Here is an 18,033-nt window from a genome sequence, read left to right on the forward strand (position 1 = left end):
CGGCCCGTGGCTCTTTTCGGGACACCGATCAGCACAACGGGACAAGCCCCGGAAACGACCAGGCCTGGGACACCAGACGCAAGAGCGGTGATTACTTCAACGCGGCAGCGACCCCGCGCACCCACATCTCACACTGACCACCAGTGGCCGGCACAGGCCGCGGTGCCGCGCACCCGGTGCGCCGAGGGTATGGCCTTCGACGACCGCCCGGCCAACACTGGTGCAGGGCGCGCGAGTTAGGGGGGAGGACGCGGCATGACGACGCGTGGGGATCCGCCGCGAGTCGCGGTGCCGGAACGGCGGCGGCCGGAGCTGGACGCGATGCGGATGCTGGTGGTCATCGGGCTCGTCTTCTTCCACTCGGCACTGGTGTTCGCGACCGAGGGCGACTTCTACGTCAGGAACGCCGAGACCACCGAAGTCATCACGGTCATCGCCGGGTTCGGGGTCGTCTGGGCGATGCCACTGCTGTTCCTGATCTCGGGCCTGGGCGCCTGGCACTCGCTCCAGCGCCGCGGTGCGGGCACCTTCGCAAAAGAGCGCCTGCTCCGGCTGGGGGTCCCCCTGCTCCTCGCGACGCTCGTTCTGAACCCGCTTCCGCAGTGGCTGCGCCGGCGCTCGTCCGACCCCGGCCACGACGAGTCGTACCTCGAGTTCCTGCCCCACTTCTTCGATTTCCACGTGGAGTGGGACGAGTTGCCGTTCCTCGTCCAGGGTGAGTACTTCGAGACCGGCCACCTCTGGTTCGTCGTACTGCTGCTGACGTTCTCCCTCATGCTGGCCCTCCTCCACCGCCGGCTTCCAAGCGAGCCCTGCCGGCGCCTCGCCGACCGCACGGCGGCCCTGGCGCTGCGTCGGCGAGGTGCCGTGCTCCTTCCGGCCCCCGTCTTCGCCGCGATCTGCGCCTTCGCCGGTATGGAGGAGGACTACGCGGGCTGGCACCGCTGGTCGTACCTCCTGTTCTTCGCCGCCGGCTTCGCCCTCGCCGCCGATGCCCGCTTCCGCACCGCCATGCGTCGTGACGCCCTCCTCGCGGCCTGTGCCGGCGCCTTCCTGTTCGGGGCGAGCGCTCCGGGCTTCATCACGGCCGACGATCCCTTCACGGAGTCGACCCCGCTGGCCGTGGCCTCCCGGGCCCTGTTCGGGGCGGCCGGCTGGTGCCTGGTCGCCGGCATCCCCGGGCTGCTCGACCGGCCCCGCCCACAGCCACCACAGGAGTCCGTGTCCCTCACCTCTCCCCCGACTCCGACGACGCGTCAACGCGTCTACCGCTACCTTGCCGCCGCCGTGCTCCCGCTGTACGTCCTGCACCAGCCGATCGTCGTCGCCGTCGCCTACTTCGTGGTGGGCTGGTCGGCGCCGATCCCGGTCGAGTACGTGGTGCTCGTGACGATCTCCCTCGCCCTGACGCTGGCCGCGTACGAGCTGCTGGTGCGCCGGACCCGTGTGACACGCTTCCTGTTCGGGATGCGCGTCCGGTCCTGACGGCCGAGCCGGTCGCCGCCTGCTCTCACCCGGTGCCGGTGCCGCCCGGAAGCAGCGCTCCCACAGCGCGTTCCACCTCCGTGATCCGGTCGACCAGTTCTCCCGTGTCGGCGTCCGGCCTGTCGCGCAAGAGCAGCACGATCTCGGTGAGCCGCTCGGTGATCTCCGCGAGCCGGTCCCCGTCCGCACCCGTCGTGCGCATCGCCAGCTCCCGGTTCTTCCGGTGCAGTTCCAGGAAGACGTTGACCTTGGTGCGCAGCACCCACGGATCGACGGGCTTGGCTATGAAGTCGGCGGCGCCGATGGCATATCCCCGGTAGGCGTAGTCCGCACCGCCTTCGGTCCCGGTGACCAGAATGATGGGCACGTGCTTGGTCTGGTCGAGCCGCTTGATGTTGGCGGCGGTCTCCAAGCCGTCCATTCCGGGCATCCGGACGTCGAGAAGGACGACCGCGAACTCCTGACGCAGCATCGCCTTCAGCGCCTGCTCCCCCGAGCGCGCGCGGACCAGGTGCTGGTGCAGCGGGCCGAGTACGGCCTCGAACGCGATGAGGTTCTCCTCCATGTCATCGACGATGAGGATGCTGGACGGGGTGGCCAGGCTGGTGCTCATCACGCGTCTCCAGTGCGATGGTCGGCGCTTTCGGCCACGGCGGGGGGTGCATCGGTGGCCTCTTCGTTCTCCGCCGGTGCCGGGGAGTCGCACTCCGGGTCGAGCAGAACGCAGATGACCGACAGCAGGCGGTCGATGTTCACCGGCTTGGGCACGTAGTCGTCGGCGCCGCTGTCGATCGCCTTGTCGCGGTCTCCGGGCATCGCCTTGGCGGTGAGCGCGATGATCGGCAGGTGGGCGAGACGAGGGGTGCTCCGGATGGCACGGATGGTCTCGTACCCGTCCATCTCGGGCATCATGATGTCCATCAGGACCACGGACACGTCAGAGGCACGCTCCAGGACTTCCAGGCCCTCCCGCCCGTTCTCCGCGTATCTCACGGTGATGCCGACCCGGCCCAGCGCGTGGGTGAGGGCGAAGACGTTGCGGATGTCGTCGTCGACGATGAGGACGCGACGGCCGGTCAGGACACGCCCCGCGCGTCCGCTGAGCCACTGCTTGAGCCGCGTCGTCTCCGGCCAGGTGTCCTCCCGGCTGTCGGCGCTCTCCACGGTCTGCCGGCCCGCAGAGTCACCCGCCGGCCGGTCCGGGGCCAGGACGTCGGCGCCGGCGCTCCGCACCCGGCCCAGAGCCTGCTCAGGTGACGATTCCCCGACGGCCACCGCCCGGGTCTCCGCGGGAAGCGCGGGAGCGGCGCCGGCGGCGGCCGCCGGGCCCTGTACGGCGGTGGCGCCGGGGTGGAAGGAGGGGATGTAGAGGGTGAAGCTGGAGCCCACGCCCGGCTCACTCTCGGCGACGATCTTGCCGCCGAGCATCCCGGCGATCTCCCGGCTGATGGACAGGCCGAGACCGGTGCCACCGTACTTGCGGTTGGTGTTGCCCTCGGACTGCCGGAACGCCTCGAAGATCACCGGAAGCTTCTCGGGGGCGATACCGATCCCGGTGTCCCTCACCGAGAACGCGATGACGGCTTCCGCGTTGTTGAGCGTCTCCTCCGAGAACTGCGCTCCCACCACCCGGCTGACCCGCAGCTCAACGCTGCCGTCGTGGGTGAACTTCACCGCGTTGGACAGCAGGTTGCGCAACACCTGCTGCAGGCGCTGCTCGTCGGAGTACAGCTCGGCCGGCACGTCCTTCTCGACGGCGATCTCGAAACCCAGACCGCGGTCGAGGGTGAGCGGCCGGAAGGTCGCGTGGACGTAGTCGAGCAGCTTGATCAGCGGGAGGGTCTTCGGACGCACGTCCATCCGCCCGGCCTCGATCTTCGACAGGTCGAGGATGTCGTTGATCAGCTGGAGCAGGTCCGAGCCCGACCGGTGGATGGTGGTCGCGAACTGCACCTCCTGTTCGGCCAGACGCCCGTCCGGGTTGTCGGCGAGCAGCCGGGCCAGGATCAGCAGGGAGTTGAGCGGCGTGCGCAGCTCGTGCGACATGTTCGCGAGGAACTCCGACTTGTACTGCGAGGCGGTCGCGAGCAGGGCCGCCTTCTCCTCCAGTTCGGCGTTGGAGCGCTGGAGTTCGTCCGACCGCTCACGCAGCTCCGAGGTGAGCCGCTGGGACTCCGACAGCAGCGACTCGGTACGGGAGTTGGCGATGATCGTGTTGATCGAGACGCCGATCGTGTTGACGAACTGGTCGATGAACGCCAGGTGCACATCGCTGAACCTGCTGAGCGAGGCGAGCTCGATCACGCCGAGCACCTGGTCCTCGAAGAGGATGGGCAGGATGACGATGCTGGCCGGGCGGGCCGTGCCGAGCCCCGAGTTGATGGTGATGTAGTCGGGCGGGGCGTCCATGATGAGGATGCGCTTCTTCTCCTGCGCGGCCTGTGCTATCAGGCCACGGCCCGGGGTGCCGGTGCCGGGGAGCGGGCCGCCCCCGCCGGCCTGGTCGGTGCCGTACCCGGCGATGAACTCGAGGCCCTCACCGGCCGGCGCCCCCGCCTCGGCCAGGAAGAACGCGCCGAACTGCGCGTTCACCAGCGGTGTCAGCTCGCGCAGGATCAGGTCGGCGACCTCCACCAGATCGCGGTGGCCCTGCATGAGCCCGGCCATGCGGGTGAGGTTCGACTCCAGCCAGTCCTTGGCCCGGGTGGTCTCCCGGAGGTTGGAGACCATGAGGTTGATGTTGTTCTTCAGTTCGGCGACCTCGCCCTGTGCCTCCACCGTGATGGCCCGGGACATGTCGCCCTGGGTGACCGCGCTGGCCACTTCCGCGATCGCCCGGACCTGGGTCGTGAGATTCAGGGCCAGCTCGTTGACGTTGGTGGTCAGCCGCTTCCACGTGCCGTAGACGCCTTCGACCCGGGCCTGCCCGCCCAGCTGCCCCTCGCTGCCGACCTCCCGGGCGACGCGGGTGACCTCGGACGAGAACGAGGAGAGCGTGTCGACCATCGTGTTGATGGTGGTCTTCAGCTCCAGGATCTCGCCCCGCGCGTCCACGTCGATCTTCTTCGACAGGTCGCCCTGCGCGACGGCCGTGGCGACCTGGGCGATGTTGCGGACCTGCGAGGTCAGGTTGTAGGCCATGAAGTTGACGTTGTCCGTGAGGTCTCCCCACACCCCGGACGCCCCGTCGACCTGGGCCCGGCCGCCCAGCCGTCCCTCCGTGCCGACCTCCCGGGCGACCCGGGTGACCTCGTCGGCGAAGGCGCGCAGCTGCTCGACCATCGTGTTGACGGTCTCCTTCAGCTGCAGGATCTCGCCGCGGGCGTCGACCGTGATCTTCTTCGACAGGTCGCCGTTGGCGACCGACGTGGTCACCTGGGCGATGTTGCGGACCTGGGAGGTCAGGTTGGACGCCATGAAGTTGACGTTGTCGGTCAGCTCCTTCCACACCCCCGACACCCCGCGTACCTGCGCCTGTCCGCCCAGGTTGCCCTCGGTGCCGACCTCGCGGGCCACCCGCGTGACCTCGTCGGCGAAGGCCGAGAGCTGGTCGACCATCGTGTTGATGGTCGACTTCAGCTCCAGGATCTCGCCCTTCGCCTCCACCGTGATGGTCTTTCCCAGGTCTCCCTGGGCGACCGCCGTGGCGACCTGGGCGATGTTGCGGACCTGCGAGGTCAGGTTGTCCGCCATGAAGTTGACGTTCTCCGTGAGGTCCTTCCACACCCCCGAGATGCCTCGGACCTGCGCCCGGCCGCCGAGCCGCCCCTCGGTACCGACTTCGCGGGCGACGCGGGTCACCTCGCCCGCGAACGCCGACAACTGGTCGACCATCGTGTTCACGGTGCTCTTGAGCTGCAGGATCTCACCCCGCGCGTCCACCGTGATCTTCTGCCCCAGGTCGCCGGTGGCCACCGCCGTGGTCACCTGGGCGATGTTGCGCACCTGGGCGGTCAGGTTCGACGCCATGAAGTTGACGTTGTCGGTGAGGTCCTTCCACACCCCCGAGACCCCCGGTACCTGCGCCCGGCCGCCCAGCTGCCCTTCGGTGCCGACCTCGCGGGACACCCGCGTGACCTCGTCGGCGAACGCGCGCAGCTGGTCCACCATCGTGTTCACGGTCAGCTTCAGCTCCAGCAGCTCGCCGGTCGCCTCGACCGTGACCTGCTGGGTCAGGTCGCCGCGGGCGACCGCCGTGGTGACCACCGCGATGTCACGCACCTGCGCGGTCAGCCGCGAGGCCATCGTGTTGACCGCCTCGGTCACATACCGCCAGTCGCCGGACAGTCCCTGCACGGTGGCACGGCCGCCGAGGCGCCCCTCGGTGCCGACCTCCCGGGAGACCCGGGTCAGCTCGCCGGTGAACAGCGACAGCTGCTCCACCATGCGGTTGACCCCGCAGCCCAGGCGCCGCAGATCGCCGCGGAGCTGCCGCCTGCCGTCGTGCAACTCGGCGCGCTGCGTCAGATCGCCGTCGGCGACCGCGTCCAGCACGCGTGTGGCGTTCACGATCGGCACGGCCAGCGCTTCCAGCAGGGTGTTGGCCGCGTCCACGCTCGTCGTCCACGCTCCCTGGCCGGGGCTGGCCGCGAGCCGTTCGTCCAGCCGTCCCCGCCGCACCACTTCCCGGCGCACCCGGTCGAGTTCCGAAGCCAGATGCGCGTTGCGCGTGACGATCTGGTTGAACACCCCCGCCAGCTCGGCGAGGATCCCTTCGGGCGATTCTCCTGTGCGTACCGTGAAGTCACCGTCACAGAGGGACGTCATGGCCGCGAGCAGTGGGCGCAGTTCGGCCACGCGCACCCAGCCATCCCCTGGAACGGGGGCGGCCCCGTCTGCGGCCCCGGGCCTGGTCTCAGCGGGCTCCCGCTCCTCGGAGCCAGGCTCCACAGAAGCGAGTTGAGGGTGGGCGGCAGCATCCATGACAGCTCACTTCTTCGGACAAACGCACCGTGTCTCCCATTTAGGCTACATTCGTCCTGTATTCGTCCGCAGTCACTCGGCGAGGGGTTGCCGATGGGACCACGAACGGGGTCGTCTTCGGGACCGCGTGCGGCAGCGAGAATGCGTGTACCGGCCAACGAGATGGCGGCCTCAGCGGCGCGCAGGTTCGTAAGGGCCGTGCTCGTCGAACGGACCCCACCGCACTCCCCCGGGGTGCCGACGATCAGTGAACGCTCCGTCGACGACGCCGTGCTCCTCGTCAGCGAACTGGTCACCGGCGCTGTCGCGCACGCCGGGTTCGAGATCGAGTTGGCCTGCCACCTGGAGGCCGGCCCCGGCCCCCCGGCCGACGGCGCGCGGGCGGAGGCGGGGTGGGTGGATGTCGTGGTCGAGGTGCTGGAACGCGGCCCCTCGGAAGGCCTCGGCGACGTGAAGAGCGTACGGAGTTACGGGCGCGGCTACGGCAAGCAGCTGATGCGCGCCTTGGCCGAGTCCTGGGGCGTGACCCACCGGCGGACCGAAAAGGCCACCTGGTTCCGTCTGGAATGCGCGGTCGTGACCCCGCTCGCCACCCCGAAGGAGAGCGTCGGCGGCCCCCTCACCGAGGCCGTCCGCCTCGGGCCGTCCCTTCCCGAGCCCCTCGTGCCGGGCGAGCGCCCCGGTCACCGGGCCTTGTGGGCCGAGCGCGAAGGACAGTGGTTCCTCGCCGAGGCCGGAGAGCTCCTCGCCGGCCAGCTGGACGAGGACATGGTCGCCGCGCTCGCCGGCCAGCTTCTGGTGCCCCGGCTCGCCGACTGGTGCGCTGTGTGGCTGACCTCGGACCAGGCCCAGATGCGGCTCTCCCGGGTCTGGCACATGAACGAACGGCGTATCCGCAGGCTCCGCCTGGCCCTGGAGAAGGACCGCCCGTCCGCCGGGCTGAGCACGACCGGCGTCCCCTGGCCCTGGCCCGACTTCGCGGACGAGGAGAACACCGGTGGCTCGGCGCTGGCGTTCCCCCTGGTCGCGGGCGGCCGATACCACGGCACGCTTCTGATCGGCCAGGCTGGACTGCCCGACCTGACCGACACCGTCGTGCGGCTCGTCGAGGACGTGGCCCGGCGCATGGCGCAGGCCGTGGTCACCGCCCGCCACTACACACGGCAGGCGAGCATCAGCCGGACCCTTCAACGCAGGCAGCTCCCCACGTCCCTCGCCGCCATTCCGGGCGTCGACACGGCGATCGTCTACGAGCCCTGGGGAGAGGGCCAGACCGTCGGCGGGGACTTCTACGACCTGTTCCCGATGGGGGACCGACGGTGGTGCTTCCTGCTCGGCGACGTGTCCGGCCACGACGTCGAGGCGATGTCCGTCACCGGCCTGGCCCGGCACCTCGTACGGCTGCTGGCGCGTGAGGGCCACGGTGTCGGGACGCTGCTCAAGCGGTTGAACCTCGCCATGGCGGAGGAGGCGGCCGAGGCCATGAGGGTCCGCGGCGAACAGGAGGGTTCCCGCTTCCTGAGCCTGCTGTACGGGGAGTTGGAGCCCGATCCGGTCGACGGCGGCACCCGGTGCACGATCGCCAGCGCCGGGCACCCACCGCCGCTGCGGCTGGCGACGGACGGCACCGTGACGCCGGCCGCGAGCCCGCAGATCCTGCTCGGGGTCGAGAAGGACGCCGAGTTCCACGCCGACTCCTTCACCCTGGCTCCGGGCGAGACACTGCTGTGTGTGACCGATGGTGTGACCGAACGCCGCAGCGGCGCAAGGCAGTTGGACGACGACGACGGCCTTGCCGAGGTGCTGCGAGGGTGCAGGGGACTCGGCGCGAAGGCCGTGGCGGAACGGGTCCGGCGGGCGGCCCACGACTTCAGCGCCGAGCCGCTCGACGACGACCTCGCCATCCTGGTGCTGGAGGCCGTACCGGTGCTCAGGAGCGCCGCGGCCGTGGCGACGCCTCTCCGGGGTGACCGGACCGGCTGACACCGCGGCGACCGCGGTCACCCCGCGCTGCGGCGGGGCCGTCGGAGGCCGGGCCATAGCCGTGTGCGTCCGTTCCGGGGCCACCGGCCCGGGCCGGGTCCGGCGCTCGGTCCGGGCGCCGGAGCGGGGCGGCCGTGGAACAGTGGTGGAGAGCGAACGGGCGCCTGTGGGGTTCGCGGCCCGCGGGCCCGGACGAAGGAGGCCAGGGTGCGTCTTCCTGTGCTGGCGGGTGTCGACGGATCCGGCTCCGGCGCGGCGGCGGCCGGCTGGGCTGCGCGGGAGGCCGCGCTGCGGGGCGTCCCGCTGCGGCTGTTCCACGCCTCTCCGCCGCTTCCAGGGGCCACCGTGCCGGCCGCGGCCCTGGATCGGTTGCACCAGATGGGTGACTGGTTGCTCGAGCGCCTGGTCACGGACCTCGGCGATCGCCACCCGGACCTCGAGGTGCGAGTCGAGCAGGCGGACGAAGCCCCGGCCGCGGCGCTCCTCGCCGCGGCCCGTGATGCCGGACTCCTCGTCATCGGCATGCGCGGGACGGGCGGCTTCGATGGTCTGGCGGTCGGCTCGGTGGCCCTGCGCACGGCGGCGGCCGCCCCGTGCCCTGTCGTGCTCGTCCCCCACCGCTGCGGTGGCCTGCCCGACGGGCAGGTCGTGCTGGGGTTCGACGGGCGCCGGCCGGCCGGCGAGGTGGCCGACTTCGCCTTCTCGGCCGCCGAGGCACGCGGAGCGCGTCTGCGCGTGGTGCAGGCCTGGGCGTTTCCCGCCGAGTCCGTCTCCGCCCGGATGCCGGTGGTGACCGAGGAGGACCGCGCCACGTGGGAGGACCAGGAGGTTCTGCTGCTCTCGGACGCGCTGCGGGCCTGGCGGGAGAAGTATCCCGGCGTCAGGGTCGGCACCGATGTCATGCTGCTGCACCCCGCCGAGGCGCTGCTGAACGCCTCCCGGGGTGCGGGCCTGCTCGTGGTGGGGCGCCGCACCGATCCCAGGGCCGCCGAAGGCCGGCTGGGTCCGGTCGCACACGCGGTACTGCACCACGCCCGCTGCCCGGTGGCGGTCGTACCCCACGGCGGGTGAGGGCCGGTCAGCCGTAGAACACCTCGAACTCGTCGTACAGCGACGGATCGACCACCTTGTTCGCCCCGGTGGCGTCGGCGAGAGGGAGGCGGACGATCCGCGTGCCCCGCAGGGCGACCATGACGCCGAAGTCACCGTCCTTGACCGCGTCGATGGCGTGCAGCCCGAAGCGGGTGGCCAGCCACCGGTCGAAGGCGCTCGGGGTGCCGCCGCGCTGGATGTGGCCCAGCACCGTGGTGCGGGCGTCCTTCTCGGTGCGGGCCGAGATCTCCCGGGCCAGCCATTCGCCGATGCCGGACAGCCGCACATGGCCGAACTCGTCCAGTGACTGGTCCTTGAGAACCATCTGCCCGTCCTTGGGCACGGCCCCTTCGGCGACGACGACGATCGGCGCGTAGTTGATCTCGAATCGGCGTTTCACCTGCTCACAGACCTGATCGATGTCGAACGGCCGCTCGGGGATGAGGATCACGTTGGCGCCGCCCGCGATGCCGGCGTGCAGGGCGATCCATCCGGAGTGCCGTCCCATCACCTCCACCACGAGGGCGCGCATGTGCGACTCGGCGGTGGTGTGGAGGCGGTCGATCGCCTCCGTCGCGATTCCCACGGCGGTGTCGAAGCCGAAGGTGTAGTCGGTGCCCGAGACGTCGTTGTCGATGGTCTTCGGCACGCCGACCAGGTTGATCCCCTGCCGGCTCAGCTCCCTGGCCGCTCCCAGCGTGTCCTCGCCGCCGATCACGACGAGCGCGTCCACCTCGTGCGTGGCGAGGGTCTCCCGTACCCGTCGCAGCCCGTCCTCGTGCTTGAACGGGTTGGTGCGGGAGCTCCCGAGAATGGTCCCGCCGCGCGGGAGAATGCCCCGCACGCCGGCGATGTCCAGGGGAACGACGTCGTTCTTGAGCAGACCGAGCCAGCCGTCCCGCACACCGACGAAGTCGAAGGCGTATTCCTGGACGCCTTTGCGCACGACGCTGCGGATCACCGCGTTGAGCCCGGGACAGTCACCGCCACCGGTGAGAACTCCGACCTTCATGGGCCTTCTCCCGTTCGCTGGACACCCTGCCTCCAGCCTCCCTCCGTTGTATCCGCGGTGACCACTCGACGGCTCCACGGCGCTTGCGTCAGACCGGGAACCGGTCGCGCGCCGAGCGGTGCAGGCAGGAGAGGACCACCACGAGAGGCCAGAGGGACTGGAGGGTCGTCACCGCGCGTTCGGCCACGCCCGGGGCGCCTTGCAGCTGAAGCTCCACCAGGAACCAGGCCATGCCCACCGCCATCGCGGCGGTGGCGCCGAGGGAGGGAAGCGGGCGCAGCCCCCACGGCACGGCGCCACCCGTTCGGGCGGCCAGGACCGGCCAGGCGGCCAGGAAGGAGAAACCGACGGCGGCGATCGAACCGTGGCTCAGGGAGCCACCGCTGCTCGGTGCCGGGATCACCGCCACCGCCAGGGCCGCGACGCCGCCCGCCGCCAGCGCCAGGCGGCCGGGTGTCGCGGCGGGGCGGAGCCCCCAGGAGGTGAGGAGGTGGCAGGCGCCCACGGCGACGAAGGCTCCCGTCATCACCCAGGAGCCCGAGGTTCCGGGGGCCGCCAGGACACTGATCGTCTGAGCGGCTGGGTCGTAGGCGGGGCCGTGCAGTGATGCGGCCACCATCCAGCCGAGAACCAGGACGGCAGGCGCGCAGCTCGACGGCAGCAGTACCCATTTAGGGACAGATCGCATCGAGACACCGTAAAACGGGCGACCCGTTCTTCCTGTGCCACCACTGCGGCTCCTGGCGCGTCCCCCGGCGGCTTTCGCGGCACGATGGGTCCGTGCGGCTGCGGAAAGGCGATCGGGCATGGAGCTCACTCTGGTGGTGCTGATCATCGTCGTGGGACTGACGTTCGACTTCACCAACGGTTTCCACGACGCGGCGAACGCCATCGCCACCTCGATCTCCACCAGGGCCCTGACGCCACGTGTGGCGCTGGTCATGGCGGCGGTGATGAATTTCTTCGGCGCCTTCCTGGGGACCGGGGTCGCCGAGACCGTCGGCAGTGGCATCATCGGCGCGCCCGAGGACACCTCGGGCCTGCTGCTGGTCCTGTGCGCTCTCCTCGGAGCCATCGGGTGGAACGTCTTCACCTGGTGGCGGGGGCTGCCCACCTCGTCCTCGCACGCGCTGATCGGCGGGCTCGTCGGCGCCGCCCTCGCCGCCTCCGCCTCGGTTCACTGGTCCGGCATCGTGGACAAGGTCATCCTGCCGATGCTGCTGTCCCCACTGGTCGGTGTGTTGCTGGGGTACGCGCTGCACACGGCCATCCTGTGGATCTTCCGCCGTGCGACTCCCCGGCGCACCGTGCGCCGCTTCCGTATGGCACAGACCGTGTCCGCCGCGGCCATGGGGCTGGGCCACGGGCTTCAGGACGCGCAGAAGACCATGGGGGTCATCGTGCTCGCCCTGGTCACGGCGGGCTGGCAGGACGACTTCTCCGTCCCCACCTGGGTGATCGCCGCCGTGGCGGCCGCCATGGCCGCAGGGACCTACAGCGGCGGACGACGCATCATCACCACCCTCGGCCGGCGCATCGTGCACCTCGATCCCCCGCGCGGCTTCGCCGCCGAGACCGCCGCCGCGACCGTTCTCTACACGACCGCGTTCCTGGTGAAGGCGCCGATCTCCACCACGCAGACGATCACCGCGGCCATTCTGGGCGCCGGTGCCACCCGGCGTGCCTCCGCGGTGCGCTGGCAGGTGGCCCGCTCGATCGTCACCGCCTGGGTCCTGACGTTCTTCGGGGCCGGGGTTCCCGCCGCCGCGATCTATCTGGTTCTGCATCACCTCACCGGGGCGTGACGGCGGCCCGGAGGGACCACGGCCGGGAAGCGCGAGTCGTCGCGAAGCGCTTCGGCTGAGTATCATCCTATGGACGTAAATCGGGTGATTTGCCTTCGAGGGTCGTCGCCGACGGCGGCCATCCTCGCCGGAGTGATCCATGTCCCGCACCGGCACGACGGACGACGGCGACGAGCTGCTGACCAGGCTCGGCACCCTGACCGCGCAGGCGCGTGCGCAGGCCGAGATGCAGCGGTCGCGGGTCGAGCTCGCCATCGCGCTGCAGCGTGGCATGCTGCCGCGGGATCTGCCCGTCGCCCACCGGCTGCATCTGGCCGTCCGGTACGCCCCCGCCTGCCAGGGGCTCAACGTGGGCGGTGACTGGTACGACGCCTTCCCGCTGGGCGACGGACGTATCGGCCTGTCCATCGGTGACGTCCAGGGACACAACATCGAGGCGGCCGCCTTCATGGGGCAGGTGCGGGCGGGGATGCGGGCCCTGGCCTCCGTCACCGGGGACCCGGGCGAGGTCCTCGCCCGGACCAACGGGCTGCTGCTGTCCCTGGGCTCCGATCTGTTCGCCACCTGCACGTTCATGCGGCTCGACCCGTGTGCCGGTGTGCTGGAGAGCGCGCGGGCGGGGCATCTGCCGTGCGTGTGGGCCACCGCGGACGGGAAGTCCGGCGTCACGGAGGACGAGGGCGGGCCGCCGCTCGGCGTCCAGGCGGGCCTGCCGTACCCGGTGACCCGGTACGAGCTCACCACCGGCGGTGTCTTCGCGCTGCTCACGGACGGAGTCGTGGAGGGACCGTCGATGCGGCTCGAGGAGGGCCTGGACCAGGCGGTCCGGCTCGTCGGCATCGCGGCCGTGGCGGCCCTGGACGTGGACGCGCTCGCGGCTGCCCTGATCAAGGGCGCCGAGCGCGTGGGTCACGACGACGACGCCGCCGTTCTGGTGGTGGGCCTCGACGGGCCGGACGCTCAGCCGTAGGGCCGGCCGCGGGTTCCTCAGCCGTCGCGCCGCGGGGTCCTCGGCCATTGGGCCGGACGGCCCCGCGCTCACCTCGCCGACGCCGCGGCCTCGGTGTCTCATGGCTGCTGTGGTGGGTAGCCAGGATCCGCGTGCGCCGGTCGTCGTCGTTCTGCAAGCGCTGGCCGTCGCCGCCTGCTACTACGTCTCCGGGCAGCTGGGTCTGCTGCGGGAACTGGTCGTCGGGGGCTCGGTCGTCACCCCCATCTGGCCTCCCACCGGCGTATCGGTCGCCTTCCTGCTGATCTTCGGGCCGCGCTGCTGGCCGGGCATCGCCCTGGGGGCCTTCTTCGTCATCATGTCCCTCACCACCCTCAGCCCTTCGGTGTTCGGCGTGCTGGTGGGAAACACGGCCGCGCCGGTCGTGGGGTACCTGCTGCTGCGCCGGGCCGGTTTCCGTACCGACCTCGCCCGGCTGCGGGACGGTCTCGCCCTGGTGTTCCTGGGCGCCTTCACCGCCATGCTGATCAGCTCGACGGTGGGCGCCGGCCTGCTGCTCGTCACGGACAAGGTCGACTGGCCGGATTTCTGGGCCGTGTGGCTGGCCTGGTGGGTGGGCGACGCGATGGGCGTGCTGCTCGTCACCCCCGTGCTGCTTCTGCTGTCCCGCGTCCGCCGGCCGCTGCGGCTGACACGCTGGAAGGAGGTTCTGGGACTGGCGCTGATCGCCTGCTGCGTCGTTCCGCTGGCCGCGCACAGCTCGATCAGCGTGATGTTCCTCGTCTACCCGCTGCTGATCTGGGCAGCTCTGCGTTTCCAGCTGGCGGGCAGCATGCTGTGCGCGCTCGTCGCCTCCGTCCTGGCGACGGTGGCGGCGACCGACCGGAGCGGGCCGTTCGAGCGGCTGACCCGGGTGGAGGTGATGATCAAGCTGCAGGCCTTCAACGGGGCGATGGCTCTGACGGCCCTGATCCTCTCGGCGGTGATCACCGAGCAGATCAACACCCGGCGTTCGGTGGAGCACGCCTGCCAGGAGCTGGTCGAGGTCCTTGAGCATCTCACCGCGGGCGAGCCGGCCGACGGCCGGGCCGCCGCGGAGGAGGGCACGCCCGGACGGACGGAGGGCGAATGACGCGCCGGGAGGGCCGGCCGGTGCCGCCGGCCGCCGGCCCCGCAGGCGGCCGGCACCCGGGCGTAGGGTGGCCGCCATGACCGAGGTGGAGGTGCTGCAGCTGCTGGTGTCGCCCGCGCACCGCCTGGCCGGGCGGCCGTCGGACGGGCCCGCGGACGGCCCGTCGGACGAACGGGTCGACCGGGTGGAGGTACGCCGCGGTCTCGGGCTGGTCGGTGACCGCTACTTCGCCCGGCCGGCGCATCGGAACGCGGCCGTGACCATCATGGCGGCGGAGAAGCTGCCCGTGGACATCGCCCCGTCCGCCGACCTGCGTCACACCCGCCGGAACGTCCTGCTCCGGGGCGTCGACATCGACGGGTACGTCGGCGCGACGATCTCCCTCGACTGCGGCACCGGTCCGGTGGTGTTCGCCGTGAACCGTCCCGCCCGGCCCTGCGCCTGGATGGACGTGACGATCGGCCCCGGCGCGCAGCGCGCCCTGCGCGGCGCGGGTGGTGTGCGGTGCACACCGCTGAGCGACGGGGTGATCAGGCTGGGCCCAGCGACGTTCCGTGTCGTGGCCGGGCCCGGGAACGCGGCATGAGCCGTACGGCCGCGGCTGGGTCGTCAGCCGCCCGTCGGGGCCAGGCGGATGGCGGCGATGTCGAGCTGCAGCCGCACCTTCTCGCTCACCATCGCGCCGCCCTCGGCCAGTCTGCTGTTGTACGTCAGGCCCCAGTCGGAACGGTTGATCGTGGTGGTGCCGTCGAAACCGACCCTTTCGTATCCGAAGGGGTCGGTGACGTGGCCGATGTACGTCATGTCGAGTACGACCGGCCGGGATACGCCTTTGATGGTGAGGTCGCCCGACATGCGAAAGAGGTCGCTACCCGTGTGTTCCACCCCGCTGCTGGTGAAGCGCATACGCGGATAGGTCGCGGCATCGAGGAAGTCACGGCCGACCAGGTGGGCGTCGCGTTGTTCCACCCCGGTGTCGACACTGGCGGTGAACAACGTGATGTCGGCCCGTGAGCGGGCGGGGTCGAGAGCGTCGAAGTAGAGCCTGCTTTCGTATTCCAGGAAACAACCGCGCACGGTGGTCACCATGGCGTGGCGGACGGAGAAGCCGATCCTGCTGTGCGCGGGGTCGACGACCCATTCACCGGTGAGATTCACCAGGCCGGGGTCGGACAGGGCGGAGGACGCCGACGTGCCGGCCGGACGCTGTGGGGGGAGGGGCGCGTGTCGGCGGGACGGCACGACGCGGTTGAACAAGTTCATGATTCACCTGGGTACTTCAGTTTCGTTATGGCCGCAAGTCCCCTTGGCGTTCACGGTTGTTGAGACGACCGCCTGAACCTCTTTTGCCGCCCCTTCACACAGAATCCACACATGTCTGCCGCGGCGCACCGCCGGAATAACCATCCGAAACGCCATGGTTTTCATTTGGGGGCATATCGGCTATTCGGTCGGCGTCACCTCGATCGCGAGGTCGTTGTCCACCGTGTAGTAAGGGCGCATGACCGTGTTGCCGGTCGTCACCGCCGGGTAGACGAAGACGTGCTTGCGGTCGGCCAGGTCGTCGAGCAGCCGGGCGATCCTGACCGGCGGCGCGTCGGCGGCGGGCCGGACGAAGGCGTCCCAGACCCGGCCGGGCCGCTCCCCCGCGACCGTCAGGTCCTCGCTGCCGGCGGTGAAGGAGAAGCCCCTGCCGTCGTCGTCGATCCGCGGGCGCAGCTCCCGTACGGTTTCGCTGCCGCGCAGGCGCAGCCGCACGGTGGCGTCCTCGTCGAGGCGGGCGCCGTGCAGGCGGGCCGTGACCGTGATGGCCCGGTCCGTGACGTCGACGGTGCCGGCCTCCGCGTGGGCGGCGCGCCGCCATGCCCTGAGCGCGAGGAAGCCGTCCTTCGTGACGTACGGGATGGTGACGCTTACCGGGGAGGGCCGGTCGCGCAGGTGTCCGTCGACCAGGGCGCGCTGATCTCTGAGACCGGGGCGCAGCCGCTGTCGTCCGGCCTCGGGGTCCGCCAGCAGGTACAGGTCCCAGCGGCCTTCGTCGAGGGCCGGGTGCGGTTCCAGTACGGCGTGCAGGTGGCCGTCGGTACGGCCGGGCTCCAGGTCGAGGAGGCGGCGGGTCGTCTCGGGCTGCCCCTTCTCGGGGCGCAACCGCAGCAGCAGCCGGGGGCGGGTACCGGAGTCCGGGGGGAGGCTGAAGACGATGCGGCCGTCCGCGGCGGTCGTGCAGTCGGCGCGCAGGGTGTTCTGGTACGCGGTCATCGTCGTCCCTTCCGTATCGCGCGCAGAGCGCCGGCGGCCGCGGCGTGGGCGGCGTCGCGGGCGGCGTGGCCCCGTCCGGCCAGTGCGCCGGGTGTGCGGTGGTTCCGATCGGCGGTGACACGCCGGCCGGTGCTCCGGGCCGTGACGGCACGCCGCAGGAGGTCTTCGGCCTGTGCGACGACGGGTCCGGGGGCGAAGCGGCGCGCGTTCTCCAGGGCGGTGCGGCCCATGCGACGACGGCGTTCGTCGTCGCCGACGAGTTCCAGCAGGGCCGAGGCGAGCGCGTCACGGTCTCCGACCGGTACCAGCCGGCCGTCGGCTCCGTCCTCGATGATCTCGCCGGGGCCGTAGGGGCAGTCCGTACTGACGACGGGCAGCGCGCAGCGCATCGCTTCGACGATGGTCATGCCGAACGGTTCGAAGTTCGACGTGGCCGCGCCGATCGAGGCCTTGACCCATTCGGCCTCCATGGGGGTGGCGGCCCCCATCAGGAACACGTTGTTCCACAGGCCGAGCTGTTCGATGAGCTGCCGCAGCCTGGGCTGCTCCTCGCCCTTGCCGTAGATGCGCAGCTGCCAGTCCGGGAACGCGGCGGCGACCTGGGCGAACGCCTCGATGAGCAGGTCGTAGCGCTTGACCGGGACCAGGCGGCCGGCGGCGATCACGACCTTGGCGGTGCCGTCGGCCGGAGGCAGCACGGGGTCGGGGACGCTGTTCGGGAGCGCTTCCACGAGGACGCCGGGCAGCCACATCTTGCGCCGGTAGGAGGCGGCGTCCGCCTCCGTGACGGTGGTGATCACGTCGAGGTGGCGGTAGGCGCGGCGCAGCGCCGTGCGCAGGCGGGGCGAGTGGTTGTCGAGGGTGAGGTGCTCCTGGCCGACGCGGACGACGCGCCGCGGGGCCTGGCGCGCGATGTGCACGTTGAGGCCCGGCCGGGTGCCGATGACGACGTCGGCGTCGAGCGCCTCGAGGTGCTCGCCGATGCGCTGGTCGGTCAGCTCGCTGTACTGGCGGTGGCGGTACTCGGCGGCGGGGAACACCTTCGCCGGTCTGTGATGCAGCGGATGGTCCGCTTCCTTGCGCAGGTCCACCAGCGCCCGCAGCCGCACTGAGGGGTGCAGGGCGAGGTTGGGGTGTTCCCGGTGACGTAACGCCGAGACGATCTCCACGTCGTGCCGCTCGGCTAGCGCCCCGGCCAGGTTGAACGTGGTGGTGATCGTGCCTCCGATCCCGTAGGCGTTGTGGATGAGGAAAGAGATCTTCATGGTGGCCTAGACCGTGGCGACGATCCGACAGTTGTTCGTCGTTACCACTCTGTGGCCCTGGGCCGGCCGGGTCGGTGCGCGGTCCGTCCGGCCGCTTTCGGCATGATCTCGGACAAAAGTGTTGTGGG

14 protein-coding genes are annotated in these 18,033 nt (G+C 70.9%); 7 read left to right on the plus strand and 7 right to left on the minus strand.

The genetic code is table 11. From position 1 onward, the window contains the following. Positions 1–255: 255 nt before the first annotated feature. Complete coding sequence (locus IE212_RS23945) at positions 256–1,485, plus strand: acyltransferase family protein (RefSeq protein ID WP_190199980.1); 1,230 nt, start codon at positions 256–258, stop codon at positions 1,483–1,485. A gap of 25 nt (positions 1,486–1,510) precedes the next feature. Here the strand turns inward: IE212_RS23945 and IE212_RS23950 are convergent, their stop codons facing one another. Further along, positions 1,511–2,098 carry a response regulator gene (locus IE212_RS23950; RefSeq protein ID WP_190199981.1) on the minus strand — a complete coding sequence of 196 codons (588 nt, stop codon included), beginning with the start codon at positions 2,096–2,098 and terminating at the stop codon, positions 1,511–1,513. After that, positions 2,098–6,408, minus strand: a complete 4,311-nt coding sequence (locus IE212_RS23955; RefSeq protein WP_190199982.1) for a HAMP domain-containing hybrid sensor histidine kinase/response regulator — start codon at positions 6,406–6,408, stop codon at positions 2,098–2,100. Before IE212_RS23955 ends, IE212_RS23950 begins: the two co-directional genes overlap by 1 nt. Positions 6,409–6,501: 93 nt before the next feature. Between IE212_RS23955 and IE212_RS23960 the strand changes: the two genes are divergently transcribed. Together IE212_RS23960 and IE212_RS23965 are read left to right on the plus strand one after the other, a co-directional pair. Further along, positions 6,502–8,391 (plus strand): SpoIIE family protein phosphatase, encoded by a 1,890-nt coding sequence (locus IE212_RS23960; protein WP_229864566.1) that lies wholly within the window; start codon positions 6,502–6,504, stop codon positions 8,389–8,391. Positions 8,392–8,598: 207 nt separating this feature from the next. Next, a complete protein-coding gene (locus IE212_RS23965; protein WP_190199984.1) occupies positions 8,599–9,462 on the plus strand; it encodes a universal stress protein in 864 nt (287 codons plus the stop codon). A 7-nt stretch (positions 9,463–9,469) separates the two neighbouring features. On the opposite strand, the gene IE212_RS23970 is transcribed toward IE212_RS23965, so the two are convergent. Both IE212_RS23970 and IE212_RS23975 read right to left on the minus strand, forming a co-directional pair. Further along, positions 9,470–10,495 carry a 6-phosphofructokinase gene (locus tag IE212_RS23970; protein ID WP_190199985.1) on the minus strand — a complete coding sequence of 342 codons (1,026 nt, stop codon included), beginning with the start codon at positions 10,493–10,495 and terminating at the stop codon, positions 9,470–9,472. A gap of 88 nt (positions 10,496–10,583) precedes the next feature. Beyond that, positions 10,584–11,183, minus strand: coding sequence for a DUF998 domain-containing protein (locus IE212_RS23975; protein WP_190199986.1), 600 nt, complete (start codon positions 11,181–11,183; stop codon positions 10,584–10,586). 118 nt (positions 11,184–11,301) lie between these two features. On the opposite strand from IE212_RS23975, the gene IE212_RS23980 reads away from it, so the two are divergent. From IE212_RS23980 to IE212_RS23995, 4 genes are all read left to right on the plus strand, one after another. Continuing rightward, positions 11,302–12,300 (plus strand): inorganic phosphate transporter, encoded by a 999-nt coding sequence (locus tag IE212_RS23980; protein WP_190199987.1) that lies wholly within the window; start codon positions 11,302–11,304, stop codon positions 12,298–12,300. A 139-nt stretch (positions 12,301–12,439) separates the two neighbouring features. Then, entirely contained in the window at positions 12,440–13,270 is an 831-nt protein-coding gene (locus IE212_RS23985; protein WP_190199988.1) for a PP2C family protein-serine/threonine phosphatase, read from the plus strand. 109 nt (positions 13,271–13,379) lie between these two features. Further along, positions 13,380–14,381 carry an MASE1 domain-containing protein gene (locus tag IE212_RS23990; protein ID WP_373301426.1) on the plus strand — a complete coding sequence of 334 codons (1,002 nt, stop codon included), beginning with the start codon at positions 13,380–13,382 and terminating at the stop codon, positions 14,379–14,381. 76 nt (positions 14,382–14,457) lie between these two features. Then, on the plus strand, positions 14,458–14,967 hold the full coding sequence (locus IE212_RS23995) for a molybdenum cofactor biosysynthesis protein (RefSeq protein ID WP_190199990.1): 510 nt from the start codon (positions 14,458–14,460) through the stop codon (positions 14,965–14,967). Between the two features lie 23 nt (positions 14,968–14,990). On the opposite strand, the gene IE212_RS24000 is transcribed toward IE212_RS23995, so the two are convergent. The 3 genes from IE212_RS24000 to IE212_RS24010 all read right to left on the minus strand — a co-directional run bounded on the left by IE212_RS24000 (position 14,991) and on the right by IE212_RS24010 (position 17,905). Beyond that, entirely contained in the window at positions 14,991–15,644 is a 654-nt protein-coding gene (locus IE212_RS24000) for a YceI family protein (protein WP_190199991.1), read from the minus strand. A 180-nt stretch (positions 15,645–15,824) separates the two neighbouring features. Next, positions 15,825–16,640, minus strand: a complete 816-nt coding sequence (locus IE212_RS24005; protein ID WP_190199992.1) for a transferase — start codon at positions 16,638–16,640, stop codon at positions 15,825–15,827. Next, entirely contained in the window at positions 16,637–17,905 is a 1,269-nt protein-coding gene (locus IE212_RS24010; RefSeq protein ID WP_190199993.1) for a glycosyltransferase family 4 protein, read from the minus strand. The genes IE212_RS24005 and IE212_RS24010 overlap by 4 nt, the downstream gene beginning before the upstream one ends. Positions 17,906–18,033: the final 128 nt, after the last annotated feature.

The organism is Streptomyces djakartensis (assembly GCF_014651075.1).
GTDB lineage: Bacteria > Actinomycetota > Actinomycetes > Streptomycetales > Streptomycetaceae > Streptomyces > Streptomyces djakartensis.